10 protein-coding genes and 1 pseudogene are annotated in these 13911 nt (G+C 53.6%); 7 read left to right on the forward strand and 4 right to left on the reverse strand.

The genetic code is table 11. The features are described from left to right. Positions 1 to 240, reverse strand: a 240-nt coding sequence (locus ACLBXN_RS08900) for a hypothetical protein (RefSeq protein ID WP_447611858.1), incomplete at its 3' end; no start/stop codon positions are given. Between ACLBXN_RS08900 and ACLBXN_RS08905 the strand changes: the two genes are divergently transcribed. From ACLBXN_RS08905 to ACLBXN_RS08920, 4 genes are all read left to right on the forward strand, one after another. Then, on the forward strand, positions 224 to 1042 hold the full coding sequence (locus tag ACLBXN_RS08905; RefSeq protein WP_447611859.1) for a YadA family autotransporter adhesin: 819 nt from the start codon (positions 224 to 226) through the stop codon (positions 1040 to 1042). The genes ACLBXN_RS08900 and ACLBXN_RS08905 overlap by 17 nt on opposite strands. Before the next feature lie 177 nt (positions 1043 to 1219). Further along, entirely contained in the window at positions 1220 to 2362 is a 1143-nt protein-coding gene (locus ACLBXN_RS08910) for a DUF2827 family protein (protein ID WP_447611860.1), read from the forward strand. A 312-nt stretch (positions 2363 to 2674) separates the two neighbouring features. Next, the gene (locus ACLBXN_RS08915) at positions 2675 to 3778 is read left to right on the forward strand and encodes a CAP domain-containing protein (RefSeq protein ID WP_447611861.1); all 1104 of its coding nucleotides are present in this window, start codon (positions 2675 to 2677) and stop codon (positions 3776 to 3778) included. Positions 3779 to 3852: 74 nt separating this feature from the next. Next, complete coding sequence (locus tag ACLBXN_RS08920) at positions 3853 to 4227, forward strand: hypothetical protein (RefSeq protein WP_447611862.1); 375 nt, start codon at positions 3853 to 3855, stop codon at positions 4225 to 4227. Positions 4228 to 4769: 542 nt separating this feature from the next. On the opposite strand, the gene ACLBXN_RS08925 is transcribed toward ACLBXN_RS08920, so the two are convergent. From ACLBXN_RS08925 to ACLBXN_RS08935, 3 genes and pseudogenes are all read right to left on the reverse strand, one after another. After that, the gene (locus ACLBXN_RS08925) at positions 4770 to 5636 is read right to left on the reverse strand and encodes a hypothetical protein (protein WP_447611863.1); all 867 of its coding nucleotides are present in this window, start codon (positions 5634 to 5636) and stop codon (positions 4770 to 4772) included. 829 nt (positions 5637 to 6465) lie between these two features. Beyond that, positions 6466 to 7473 carry a hypothetical protein gene (locus tag ACLBXN_RS08930; protein ID WP_447611864.1) on the reverse strand — a complete coding sequence of 336 codons (1008 nt, stop codon included), beginning with the start codon at positions 7471 to 7473 and terminating at the stop codon, positions 6466 to 6468. Between the two features lie 604 nt (positions 7474 to 8077). After that, positions 8078 to 8281: pseudogene (locus ACLBXN_RS08935) on the reverse strand (transposase); the annotation flags it as partial. Between the two features lie 124 nt (positions 8282 to 8405). Here ACLBXN_RS08935 and ACLBXN_RS08940 point away from each other — a divergent pair. From ACLBXN_RS08940 to ACLBXN_RS08950, 3 genes are all read left to right on the forward strand, one after another. After that, the gene (locus ACLBXN_RS08940; RefSeq protein WP_447611865.1) at positions 8406 to 9401 is read left to right on the forward strand and encodes an IS110 family transposase; all 996 of its coding nucleotides are present in this window, start codon (positions 8406 to 8408) and stop codon (positions 9399 to 9401) included. 1080 nt (positions 9402 to 10481) lie between these two features. After that, positions 10482 to 12206: a ShlB/FhaC/HecB family hemolysin secretion/activation protein gene (locus ACLBXN_RS08945; protein WP_447611866.1), complete on the forward strand. Its 1725-nt coding sequence runs from the start codon at positions 10482 to 10484 to the stop codon at positions 12204 to 12206. Between the two features lie 15 nt (positions 12207 to 12221). After that, on the forward strand, positions 12222 to 13911 hold a 1690-nt coding region (locus tag ACLBXN_RS08950; protein WP_447611867.1), incomplete at its 3' end, for a two-partner secretion domain-containing protein.

The raw sequence follows: 13911 nt of genomic DNA on the forward strand, positions 1-13911 counted from the left end.
GACTGCCAGCACCGCCAACTCGACCGCCACGGCTGTAAGCACCAGTGTCAGCGGCCTGACCACGCGAGTCAGCACCGTCGAGAACACTGCCAGCACAGCCAACTCAACTGCCACGGATGCAAATTCGACTGCCAAAGCAGCCAATTCGACAGCACAGGCCGCAAGCTCCGGGGTCGCCAGCCTGAATACGCGTGTTAGCTCCGTCGAGAGCAGCGTCGTCGTTATGAGCAGCACCGTCAATCAACGCCTTTCGACCATAGAGGCCGTCAGCGGTGTATCCCAAAACACCGATGGCAGTGTTGCCATCGGTGGTCGCTCAAATGCTTCGGGCAATGGAGCAACCTCCATGGGCCAGGATTCGAAGGCTCAGGGCAGTGGTGCTACAGCCATCGGTGGTCGCTCAAATGCTTCGGGCAATGGAGCAACCTCCATGGGCCAGGATTCGAAGGCTCAGGGCAGTGGTGCTACAGCCATCGGCCAGGGCGCCAGTGCTCAGGGTGGCCAGGCAACCTCTGTGGGACAAGGTGCATCGGCAGGCTCCTCCGGAACAGCCATAGGTAGCGGCGCTAACGCTCAGGCGCCTGGAGCCACCGCTTTGGGGCAGGGGGCTGAGGCCGGTACTTCCGGCACGGCAATTGGAAATGGAGCGACAGCACAAGCCCCTAACTCGGTCGCACTTGGCGCCAATTCCGTAGCTGATCGCCCTGACAGTGTCTCCGTAGGATCCGTCGGCAATGAGCGCACATTGACGAATGTTGCCAACGGTACTCGTCCGACAGATGCTGTCAACAAGCAGCAATTGGACCAGGTCGGCCGTAATGCATCCCGCGGTATTGCAGCAGCTACTGCGCTGTCGATGGTGCCCGATGTGGATATTGGCAAAAAGGGGATGGTTGGAGTCGGCGTCGCAAATTTTGGCGGCCAAACCGCTCTAGCGCTTGGAGCCAAGGCGCGAATCACTGAAAGTGTTAAGGCCTCGATTGGCGTTGGTGTCGCAGGATCGAAGGTTACGGTAGGTGTCGGCGCAGGATTCCAGTGGTAACTATCTTGTAGAAAGGAATCGAACACGATGGGACGATGAAACCCGTCGTGTTCGTTGAAGTCACGTCACAACCCTTGATACGTCGTTATTTCACTTGGCCTTCGCCTCAACAGCGGCCCATGGTTTACCGAACCGTACTGGCTCAAACAATTGCGCTCATATCTGTACTAACCAAGCATGCTGAAAAAAACTCTCAACATTGGCATTTCCTTTTTTGGCCTCAAAGAGGGTCAATCTATCTGGTCCAATGGTGCCATCCAGAACTGCTTTTTCCTTTACTGGTTGCTGCAGAAATGTCCTAGCGTTGGCCGGGTGTCGTTTGTGAAAGCTGGTGATGGTACCGTCGGCCCACTTGGAATTGACAGCACCGGGATGGATTTTGAACTCGTGGAGATGGAAGAAGCCATCGTATCTGCCGAGCTGGATGTATTGATAGAAATGGGCGCGCAACTTCAGCCCGAGATTGTCCGCCGAGTAAGGGATAAAGGAACCAAGGTCATCTCCTACAGGGTCGGTAATGACTATGTGATGGAGGTGGAGCGCGTGATTGCAGGCCGTGAAGGTTTGGGAATATTCAACGGCGTGGTATTTGATGAGGTCTGGACAAATCAGCAACATATTGCTACTTGCAAAAGCTTCTTTGAAATTGTTTATAGATGCCCAGTCCATGTGGTACCCCATATCTGGTCGCCATTTTTCATTGATCGCATGAAGCAGGATCTCCCAGAAGGCACGACATTTGGATACGCACCGGGCAAGCCGGAAAAAAATATTTCGATCTTCGAGCCGAATATCAATGTTCTGAAAACTTCTCATTACCCAATGATAATATGCGAGGCGGCTTATCGAAAAAGCTCAGATGGCATCGGAGATATTTTTGTGACTAATTCTCTAAATCTCAAGAAACATCAGGCATTCGAGGGATTCTCCCTAAATCTCGATATTGTACAAAGCGGAAAGGCATCTTTTGAAGCTCGCTTTGGCACACCTTATTTTTTTTCTGCATTCACCGATATCGTTCTTACGCATCAGTGGGAGAATGCGCTCAATTATTTATACTATGATGCAGCCTACGGAAGATATCCATTAGTACACAATTCTGATTTGCTCGGAAATTTTGGCTACCGATATGCCTCGTTTGATGCGTTGGATGGGGCCGAAAAACTTCGCACGGCAATTTGTACGCATGACCTGAACCTCGATTCATATGATGATCAGTGCCGGAATCTTCTGAATCATGTCAGCATCTTTAACGTCGAGAATATTGCCATATACGACGACATGTTATGCCGACTGTGCGCGGACATTGCCTCAGCATAACTAGCAGCCAAATTAAAAGCACAGAAAATAAATGCCGTAATGACAACAGCACTTTGTGGAGATTCCACGATATTCTGTAGGTGACTACAAATTATCAAAATCTGTAAATGCGAGGCATGTTCTCTCCACTGCAAAAAGGCAAGTGTTAAATGCCGCACTCTGCTGAGCGGGGTGGGGGCGGATACGTTTCGGAATGTCAAGTTGTACAATCTATGAGGAAGTTTAAATTCGATCAATGAGAATGAAAAATAGCAGCGCTAAATAAAACTGCCTATTCGATCACATCTTTCATCTTTCAAATAGAGGTTGAAAATGAAGATTTTCAGCGATATTTCGATTGTTGTAATTGCCTGCGTACTCGCTGCATGCGGTGGCGGTGGCTCTGGTAACGGTAACGGTAACGGTAACGGTAACGGTAACGGTAACGGTAACGGTAATGCTGGTCCGGGTAGCAGTGATGGAGCTGCTGCGAAGCCAGAGGCAACCACGGAGATCGATCCTTCTCATGCACAACGCGGCAACTATGCCGATGTGAACCGGGCAAAGATCTTCAACATCGTGAATAAGAATCGCGCTACCTGTGGCTTCAGCGCATTGAGGCAAAATTCGTTACTGGACACTGTAGCGGCTGGTCATGCGAATTATCTGAAGTTGAACGAGACCATCAGTCATGAACAGGTAAATACAAATTCAGGCTTCACAGGAGCAGATTTATTGGGGCGAGCGACAGCAGCGGGTTACCAAAGGTCTGCACTTGGCGAGATCATCGTAAACGAGAGATCTGGATCACTTTACGCCGGAACCAGTCCATCTGGCATTGAGACATCTGCGTATCTTCCGTCTGGTGAAGGAAGAATAAAAAGTCTCTTCTCTACGGTTTACCATTTGTCGTATGCAGTGGGTGAATGGACGGAAATGGGGGTCGGATTCTCAGTGTCCAGCAATAAAACTTCTATCCTTGACAAAACAGCGTACTATGGTGTCGCTGTGGTTAATTTTGGTGTTCCTGCCGGTACACCTTTCCCTATTTATACTGGCGGGAAAATCCGTAGCTTCCCCTGTAATGGTACAACTGAGGTATCACCGCTCTTTGGTCCTGAGATCCCCAATCCTTATCCAAATCGGGATTTCAATGACTCCCCAATGGGAACTCCAATCTACTTCAAAGCTGCCTTTGGAGGCTCCATCGAGATCAAGACCGCAGAGATCATTCAGATAAAGTCGACCACTTCGGTGGCGACAAAAATCCTGAATTCCTCAGACGATGTTCATAAGCTACTAGCAGCCGGTGAGGCATTTGTTATCCCTGATCAGCCACTGCTTCCAAACACTCAATACAGAGTGAAGGTGAGTGGAACATCGGATGGGAAGCCGCTGAGCGAGGTGGTAATTTTCACCACTGGAACTCAGAACTAATGCGGAAGGTTGTGTCCGATTGTTGTATTCTTTTAGATGTTTTTTACATTGAGTTAGAATGTGGAGGTATCGGTATGACTAACGAAAAATTATTGAAGCTGGCGGCCAAGGCTGCCGGTATGATTTTGGGGGAGAAAAATGGGGGCTGGTTTTATGGCGAGAGTGGCCAGTGCGGTGAAAGTATGTATCTCATTTCCGAGAATAAAATCGAATGCTGGAATCCTCTGCGAAACGACAGTGATGCGTTGAAGTTGGCCGTGAAATTAAACATTGAATTTGCCTGCTTTGATAGAGAGCAAAAGACAAATGCAGGCGTGTGGACTTCAGAAAGCAAGCCGTATACTTGCATGACGCCTTACAATGGGGATAAGCATGCGGCAGTCCGCCTAGCCATCGTTCGTGCAGCAGCAGCTATTCAGCAAGTCAAGGAGAATACTTCCGATACATAATTGTGCTGCGAGGAAGATCCTGGACATACTCGGATTAAGGATGACAGCCATTCGAGTTGAGAAAGACGAATCTAAGGGAATTCAGGTATTCAGCGCCAAGCATCTATATGGTCCATAAGTTGCCCCAAGGACGATCGATCTCAATCATCCACAATGACGGTCTTGCTTTAAGCTCAGGGACTTGATGAGAGGCAATGAGTTGCCAGATCCGTCAATAGGCTTCGACCTAAGGCATTTTCGTCTTGTGGGCTGAAACACCATACCGATGATATTGTAGTCGGTTTCAACAGGGATGTACTACAGCTCATTGGGGTTGGGGAAGGATTCGACGTCATCAAGTTGCCGCAACTCTTCTGCGGCAATCTGATAATTTAGGGACAGGTCTTGCTGCGCGCTTTCCACTTCCTAAGAAATGAATGACAAATTTGTTTGTGGACTGTGTAATCTGGCATTCATGGATCCGGGAGGCGACTTTGAACTGGCAGCCCAAGCCTTATTGCCTATTTGAGACAACATTCTAATAAAAGTGGGCCTTTGCTAAATCACGTTTTAAGCGTTCGCTCTATATGCATAAGCTTGTAACGCGCCAGTGCCAGATTACCTTTGTTGCGATCAAGCACAAGATAGAGGAACAGACCTTCGACGTGCGGCACCAGTCGTATGAGATGGTACTGGTCGGCCAGAGTGATCTGTATGTCCTCGAAGCTGCAGCTGATGCCAAGCGATTTCAAGGTTTGGAGCTGGGCTTCGAGGACCTCAGTGTTGCCTGATGCAGCTATATCCAAGTTCATTCCTCCACCGGTCTGTGCCAAACATATACCGCTACGGTAGTTGACCAAGGCTGCAGCCAATGCTCCGTCGATCGCCATAGCGGAGTCCATTGATGATTTCAGATTTATGCTTATTCCGCTCTCATGTACTTCTTGATTGGAAAAGTGCTTGTTGAATTTTTCCAGCTTACACAGTTGTTTAATAAACACAAGCCACAAGGTCTGCGGATCACTATTCGAAATCTGATATTTTTGTACGCCTGCACGTGGATGGCTGGCTAAGTACTTGGTGATTGCGATGTCTGCCATCCTCGCGTTAGGCATAATCAGAAACCAAACAGCTGAAGCCTTGAGTACCGTGTTGTGGGAGAGCACAGCAGGCAACATCGAAAAAATGCCGGGTCCAACAAGAATTGCCATGACGTCCGGGTTGGCTGGAAGGCTTCTCAAGTCGACAATCTCGAATGGGCGGTACCAACTGATATTGGGTGTGCCAGAGACGCCATGGAGTGGTATGTTTTCCCAGGCACCATGACCTTCTGCTCCTGATACGCCTAATTGTGCTAGCGCATGTGCACCAATGTTAGAAGTAAGGTCAAGAACGGCAACAAGAGGGCTTTGCATCAATGATTGGCTCAATGTTTCTAAAAAGGTGTCCGCAGTGCCTCACGGGCTCTCCGGAATTTTTGGCTGCCTGGCTATACCACCGAGCATAAGCAAAATTCGGCCCATACCACTTTTATTATGAAAGGCTAGCTGCTGGAGTTGTAAGCAACAAGTGTCGTATGCATGCCGCAGGGGGCATTAATGATCAGGTGCCCCCAAAGGGGCTAGGGTGCACACTTTTCTTATGGATTCTTATCGAGCTAACGCTGAAAGGTTGGTTTTTGAATTAATTTACTAATTTAAAGGTTTTTCTTGGGAGAGGTGAGGATGAAATTTCTAGTAAGATCGGTATTTGTGTGAATGCTTAGGTCTATATATGTCGTCAGAAAGGTGACGGAGAATGTACCAGTTTCACTGAAGCTGGCCCAGCTTTAACAGTAGCAATAATTAATCGTTCGAGGTGGTATTTTTCAAGAAGTGCTCTCTTGCACTGTACAACAGGATTCGCTCATTGGAGAAACCATATCCCCAAAATCTGAATAGTATGGGGTGACTGACTACATCTGCACATTTTCTTCGCGTAGATGCTGGCACCGGCACGTACTATTTAAATATCGACACTAGAACTCCCACTCTTGCACGCCCTGACGTATGCGCCGCCATTAATCAAGTTCGGTAATTCAGATTACCATGGAACATGGCTGCTTGCGTTTTATTACCTTTCTGAAGTTCCACTCTGCAAGCGTTCTGCCAAAAAATACGAGCAAGAGTGGAAGCTGCATTTATATGCAATTCATCGTGGTTAGATTGCCATAGGAAGACTCCTTGCGACTATTTAAAATATAAGTGAGTCTTTGGCCGATCATACTTTAAGCGTGCGCTCAATATCCATAAGCTGATAACGCGCCAGTGCCAGATTGCCTTTGTTGCGATCAAGCACCAGATAGAGGAAAAGCCCTACGGCGTTCGGTACCAGTCGAATTAAGTGGTACTGGTCGGCCAGAGTGATCAGCATGTCCTCAATATTGCAACTGATGCCAAGCGATTTCATAGTCTGGAGCTTGGCTTGGACTACTTGTCTGTTGCCTGCCGCAGCTAAGTCCAAGTTCAATCCTCCACCGGCCTGTGCCAAACACATGCCACTACGGTAGTCGACTAAGGCTGCTGCCAATGCTCCGTCGATCGTCATAGCGGTGTCTATGGATGCCTTCAAATTTGTGCTCATGTTGCTCTTGCTTCCTTCCCCATTGAAGTTGATATTCTCATTAACGATTTTTAGTTTGGTAAGTTCTCTCTCACGTCCTTGCTTACTGAAATTTGCCTTGATTTTGTTCGGCTTTCTCAGTTCGCTCTCACTCCCTTCTTGGTTGAAATGCTTAATATTTTTTATCAATTTTTTCTCACTCCCTTTATGTTCATTATTTTTTTTCAGCTTGCTCAGTTGCTCCATGAGAACAGACCACAGGGACTGAGGATCACTCAATTGCAATTGATATTTTTGTGTGTTCATGTGTGGGTGTTCGGCCAAGTACTGGGATATTTCGATGTCTTCCATCAACGCATTAGGAAGTGTCAGAATCCACACAATTGAAGCTGAAAGTATCGTGTTGTGCCCGAGTACAGCCGGCAGCATGGAAAAGCTGCCAGGCCCCACGAGAATTGCAATGGGATTGGGCTTGCAGGGAATTCGTTCCAAATCAGCCGCCTTCAAAACTCGGTACCAACTTATTTTAGACGCGTCAGAGACGCCACGGAGTGGCATGTTTTCCCAGGCATCTTGACCTTCTGAGCCTGATATGCCCAACTGCTCGAGCACATATGCTCCCATACGAAAAGTCAGGTCCAAAAAGGTAACACTTAGGGCTTGCATCAATGATTGGCTCCATGTTTTTAGCAAGGTTTCCGCTTTGTCTCAGCTGCTACTCTGTACGTTCTAGCATCGAGCATGAGAACGATCTTATAAGTACAGCGATTAGAATGATGGAACTAGCAAGCAGTTTAAGAGCGTTATGTGTTAGCCGCATGGCGATCGTAATATTGAGAACGTAGGAATATCAAGATTGACTTTTCTCCAACAACTGGGCTTCACGCTTAATTCAGAAAATGTTAGTGGATTAACATCAAAAAAAATAGGTTCTTAAATTACTTTAACAATTACGAGTGTCTCTCCCGCTAGAGCGAACTCAGATGCCGCCTCTACGGTGTTCGCGCGGATCAGCTTTTTACGCTACGAGCCTTGCAATAAGGTTTTGAGAGCACTTTATTCGCCCCGGTATTGAACTAACCCCAGGAGCTGGACAGACTCCCAGGGGTTCAATGAAAAAATACCAAACAGAATTCAAGCTTGAAGTCGTCAAGAGCTTCCTGGTTGGTGAGGGCGGAGCGAAATTGCTGGCGTGACAATGTCCGTGCCCGAGGAGAAGATCCGTACGCTGGTAAAATATTTCCGATCACACTGCACTGAGTGAGGGTCTGCCGTAGCCCAGGGCCTGGGGGAGACTTTCCCAAGGAATGCCTGTTTGCAGCACAAACAGGATGCCGTTGAGAGCTGCCTCATCGCTCACGGAGAGCTTGCGTGCGCCACCTTCGACGGAAGAAGTGAAGGCTGGGATCAGAGGCTGCAGCTGTCGCCACAGTTCTTTGCTAGCGTGTTGTCTTGCCATGAGGGCCAGAAGCATAAATGCTTCTGGCTGATCTCAAACGGAGGTGGCGTTAGATTGTATGGAAGCCTCCCTCCCGAGTGGCTTGTGCTCTGCACCAATCAGGGCAAAGGTGTGAAGTCTTACTGCACAGGAGACTGTCATGGACCATACCGTTATTGCGGTTGACACTGCCAAGAAGGTGTTCCAGTTGCACTGGGTGGAGCACGATACGGGCAGCATAGAACGGCTGCAACTCAAGCGGGCGCGCTTGCTTGAATGGTTTGCCATCCGCGAGCCATCGCTCGTGGTGATGGAGGCTTGCGGCGGCGCGCATGAGTGGGCTCGCGCTTTGACGAAGTTGGGGCACGAAGTGCGCCTGATCTCTCCGCGCAAAGTCCGGCCGTTCGTTCAGCGCAACAAGACAGATGCCGCGGATGCACAGGCGATCTGGACGGCTTGCCAGCAGCCGGGCATGCGCTTTGTGCCCGTGAAGACCCAAGCGCAGCAGGTAGTGTTGTCGTTGCATCGGATCCGGGCGCAGCTCATGAAGAGCCGCATCATGCAGACCAATGAACTGCGAGGCATTCTCTATGAGTTCGACCTTGTGCTGCCCGAAGGGCATCGCGCACTGCTCCAAGCAATACCAGACGCGCTTGCTGATGCAGCCCAACGCCTGCCAGCGATGTTGATGGAGAGTCTGAACGAGCAAGTGCGTCGCATTGCCCAACTGAGCCAGGATATCAATCAAATCGAACACAGGCTTGCCCAGCAACTGCGTGAGTCCCCGCACTGCCAGAGCGTTGCTCAGATACCCGGCATTGGCTTGCTCACGGCGACCGCAGTTGTTGCCAGCATGGGCAATGCCCAGGCGTTCAAAGACGCGAGAGAGCTCTCAGCGTGGGTCGGATTGGTGCCACGCCAAAGCGGCACAGGTGGTCGAGTGAGGCAAATGGGCATCAGCAAACGTGGGGACGCATATCTGCGAACGCTGTTGATGCACGCGGCGAGATCTGTTGTGCTTAAAAGCCACGAGGCATCCACATGGTCGTGGCTGCAAACGTTGCTCAAACGCAGGCCCTACAACGTAGTTGTTGCGGCAGTTGCCAACAAGCTGGCCAGGACCATCTGGGCCGTGCTTGCAAAAGGGCAAGCGTGAAATGCCCAAGCTTGACAGGGCGCGCACTGAAGAGCACGAAGAATTGATTGCGAATCTGACGTTTTGAAGGAGAGCAAGCGACCCGAAATGTGTGATGGGCCAGACAGGTCGGACCGAGATGAGGACACTCCGATAAGAGCCAAGAGCGCTCAGCTCGAGTGTTAGATAGGAGCCTCATCAGCGAATGCCATCAGGGCCAGCAGGTGTACCAGCCTGCGCAATAGGCCGGATATAAGACTGCAGCCCTGCCTCCTGATTCTTCATGCACAAGGGTTACTTGTAATCCGGGAGGCTTCCATATAAGCGGCTCTTAGTTCCGCTGCGCTTGTGGAGCGATAGCACACCTAATTTTTTCCACCAACATATGGCTTAGGTAGCTATGGCATTTCAGCGTTTAAGACTAACGACGCATCATACGCCGCCTAGTTTTGTCGTAGAGACAGCTAGCCCAGCCTCCAATCCTCAGGCATGTTGAGAAAGTCTGCTGCAGTCATTACATTGATTTTGAAAAATAAACTAACAACCGTTAATACGTTAGATGTTTTAATATATGCAAAGATTGTTAATTTTATTTCAGATCAAGTGCCTATATGGTGTAAAAATTGTATCCTTGGGCATCAGTTTTCATAATGCATTCATGTAATTAATCAATTTTCAATTGGTTCTTGAAATTTCTATCAAGAGATATTCCATTAACGCAGGAGTTACTGACTTTACTCCTGTAAAACGTGCCTCTTGCAGAGATTTTCAATTCGGACGAGGAAAGTCGAAATTGGTAAGACAGTACCGGCGCTATACACGCTCGAATTCAAGCAAGAGTCTGTTCAACAGGGTCAAGGCTAAGTGTCAGCGGGGTAGGCAGCAAGGCAGTGAGCGCCGAATTGGCGCGCGTGTTGATGGAGTACGACTCACTGGGGAAATCGACGGCGTATTTCACGAAAACGCAGCGGTGAAGTACGCCTTCGCCCAACGCCACCGGCGACTGTGGCCGATCTCGGTGCAATGCCGGGTGCTGAAAGTCAGTCTGACGGTGTACCACGAGCAAGCCCTTGTGCCTTCGGGAACCTGGGGCAGTTTAGGATGGCTGTGAAACATTTATTGAATTTGCTCATTGGTGTTTTTTGGGGTTTGTCAGTCCAAGCAGAAGTCGTCGATCCAGCCTCCGGTATCAACCGTCAGAACCAGATTATCGAGCGTCAGCAACAGGATCGTCTGCGCGAAGCGCAAGATAGAGCCATGCGCGCGCTGTCCCCTCCGGGCGGCGTCGATTTGCGGCAAGTAGAGCCACAGGTGGCAGTGTCCGAATTGGGTGGGCAATGTCGCAATATTCGCGAAATCCGTTTTGTTGGAGACACGACGCGTTTTCCCAACAGTCTCAAGCACGAAATCCAGGTTGCGAAGACTAACAGTTGCTTGAGCGCAGCTGACCTTGAGGGCATCCTGGCCACGCTGACCAAGAGCTACATCGACCGCGGCTACATCACCACGCGCGCCTATCTGCCCGCGCAGGACCTGCGCACCGGCGTGCTGGAGGTGAAGGTGGTCGAAGGCCGGATCGAGCGCTTCGAGGTCACGGGCGGCAGCGAGCGCGCCCAGTGGATTCGAGGCGCCTTCCCGGCCCGCCCCGGCGACCTGCTGAACCTGCGCGACCTGGAGCAGGGCATCGACCAGGTCAATAGCTTGGCGGCCAACAACGCCAAGCTCGACCTGCGCCCCGGCAGCGCGCCGGGCCAGACCGTGGTGGTGGTCGAGAACCCCGCCACCTTCCCGGTGCACCTCTACACCTCGCTGGACAACTCGGGCACGCGCGCCACGGGCCGCGACAACGCCTCGGCCACCGTTACCTTCGACAGCCTGCTGGGCCTGAACGAGCTCATCTCGCTCACCAAGCGCCAGTCGGTGCTGCCCAAGCGCTGGGACCACAAGTCAGACTCGACCGGCCTTCGCGCCGTGCTGCCCTTTGGCTACAGTACCTTCAGCGTCGACGCGAGCGAGAGCAACTACACCAACGTGCTGCGCCTGCCCAGCAGCCAGAGCCTCACGTCGGAGGGCACCACCATCAGCCGCAGTTTCACCGCAGACCGCGTGGTGTACCGGGACCAGGCCAGCCGCATCTCGCTGTCGGCGCGCCTGGGCACGCAGTCCAGCCGCAACTGGCTAGGCGGCGAGTTCCTGCGGGTGGCCAGCCGCGACCTCAGCACGCTGGACGTGGGCGCTAGCGCCTTCACGCAGGTGGGCGGCGGCATCTTTAACGCGCGCCTGGGCTACGTGAAGGGCCTGAAGGCCTTCGGCGCGCTGCGCGATGCGGATGACCTCGACCCGCAGCTGCCGCGCGCGCAGTTTCGCAAGCTCACGCTCGATGCGGGTTTCTCGCGCCGCCTAGAGATCGCCAGCCGCGCCTTCACCGTCTCGAGCCAGTTCAGCGGCCAGTACGCCTACGACACCCTGTACGGCACGCAGCAGGTGCTGATCGGAGGCGGCTCGTCGGTGCGCGGTTTCCTCAACACCGTGCTCAGCGGCGACAGCGGCTTCTACGTGCGCAACGAGCTGGCCATTCCGTGGCTGCTCGCGCTGGGCAACGGCTCGCCGCTGAGGGGGCGCATCTACACCGGCTTCGACGTGGGCCGCGTAAGCAGCCGAGCCAGCGGCGTGCCCTCGGGCTCGCTGTCGGGCGCCACCCTGGGCGCGGCATTCTGGTGGAAGACCCTAAGCCTGGACGTCTTCGCCTCGCGCGCCGTGCACGTGCCCCGCACGCTGGTGCGCGAAGGCACCCTCTATGGCTTCCGCCTGTCCGCTTCCCTCTGAGGTCGAGCATCCACCATGAACCACATCTACCGAGTCATTTGGAATGCCGCCTCCGCCACCTGGATGGCCGTTGCGGAAACCGCGCGCGGCCAAGGCAAGGGCGCCAAGCCCACCACGCGCCGCCACGGAACCCTGGCTATCGGCGCATTGGCGCTGATACCGCCGTTCGCACTCGCGCAGGTCCCCTCCGTCGTCGTCGAGTCGGGCAGCAAACTCAACGCCTACGTCGCGCCTAACGGCGTGACGGTGGTCGACATCAACCAGGCCAACCCGGCGGGACTGTCGCACAACCGATACAACGCCTTCGACGTCAACCCGGTCGGGCTGGTGCTGAACAACGCCAACAGCGCAGAAAAGATCGCCTGGAACTCGCAGCTAGCCGGCCAGCTCCCGGCCAACTTCAACCTGACCAGCTCCGCGCGCGTGATCCTCAACGAGGTGGTGCTCAACGACCGCTCCACGCTCGCCGGCTTCACCGAGGTGCTCGGCGGCCGGGCCGACGTGGTGCTGGCCAACTCCTACGGCATCACCTGCTCGGGCTGCGGCTTCATCAACACTGACCGCGTGACGCTGACCACCGGCAACTCCTTCCTCGCGGCCAACGGCGGGCTGGGCGGCTTCGGCGTGGGCCAGGGTGACATCCTAATCACCGGCACGGGCATGAACGCCACGGCGCAACAGGTGCTGGATCTGGTGACGCGCTCGGTGCGCACCGAGGCGCAGCTCAACGGCCAAGACGTGAGCATCGTCACCGGCACCAACAAGTGGAGCTACAACACGCGCGCCGTCACTGGCGTCGTCACGCCCAGGGGCGACGCGCCGGCCTACTCGATCGACACTGCCGCGCTCGGCGGCATGTACGCCGACCGCATCCGCATGACCTCGAACGAAGCGGGCGTGGGCGTGCGCATGCTGGGCGACGCTGCCGCCAGCGTGGGCGACTTCACGCTCACGGCGGCGGGCAACGTCGAGCTGCGCAGCCACATCTCGGCCGCCGCTAATGTGAACGTGATCACCACGGGCACGGGCGCCAACGCGCTGGCGCTCACGGACGCGAGCCTCACCTCGAGCGGCATGACCGGGCTAGCGGCCACCGGCGGCGCATCGATCACGGGCAGCGCGCTCGTGGCTGGCACTGACCTAACGGTGAGCGCGGGCAGCCTGCTCGACACGGCCAGTGCATCCGACATTGGCAACAACAACCTGCGCCATGCGGGCGGCGCGCTCACGCTGGCCGTGGGCGATGCGGCGTCGCTGGGCGCTACCGAGTGGAGCGCGGGTGGGGCCTGGGACGGCAGCTTCGGCAACCTCGTGACCACGGGCGCGACCAAGCTCTACAGCAGCGAGGGCACGCTCATCGCTAGAACGGACAAGGGCGACCTGACGCTGGACCTGGCCACGCTGAAGTCGGCGGGCAGCATGGATCTCACCAGCAGCGGCAAGATCAGCACGGCTGCAGGCGGCGCGCTGCAATCGCTGGGCGGCGACCTGACGCTGACGGCGGGCAACGGGCTGTCGAACGCAGGCACGGTGACCTCGGACCAGGGCATGGTGAAGGTGCGCGCCAATGGCTACATTGATAACAGCGGCCAGATCCACGCCGCGCAGAAGCTCGACATCGCCGACAGCAAGGGCGGCGCCACCGCCAACCTCAGCAACAGCGGCACTCTCATCACTGACCAGGCGCTGGCACTGAAGGCCGTCG

The sequence above is a fragment of the Comamonas sp. C24C genome (assembly GCF_053345995.1).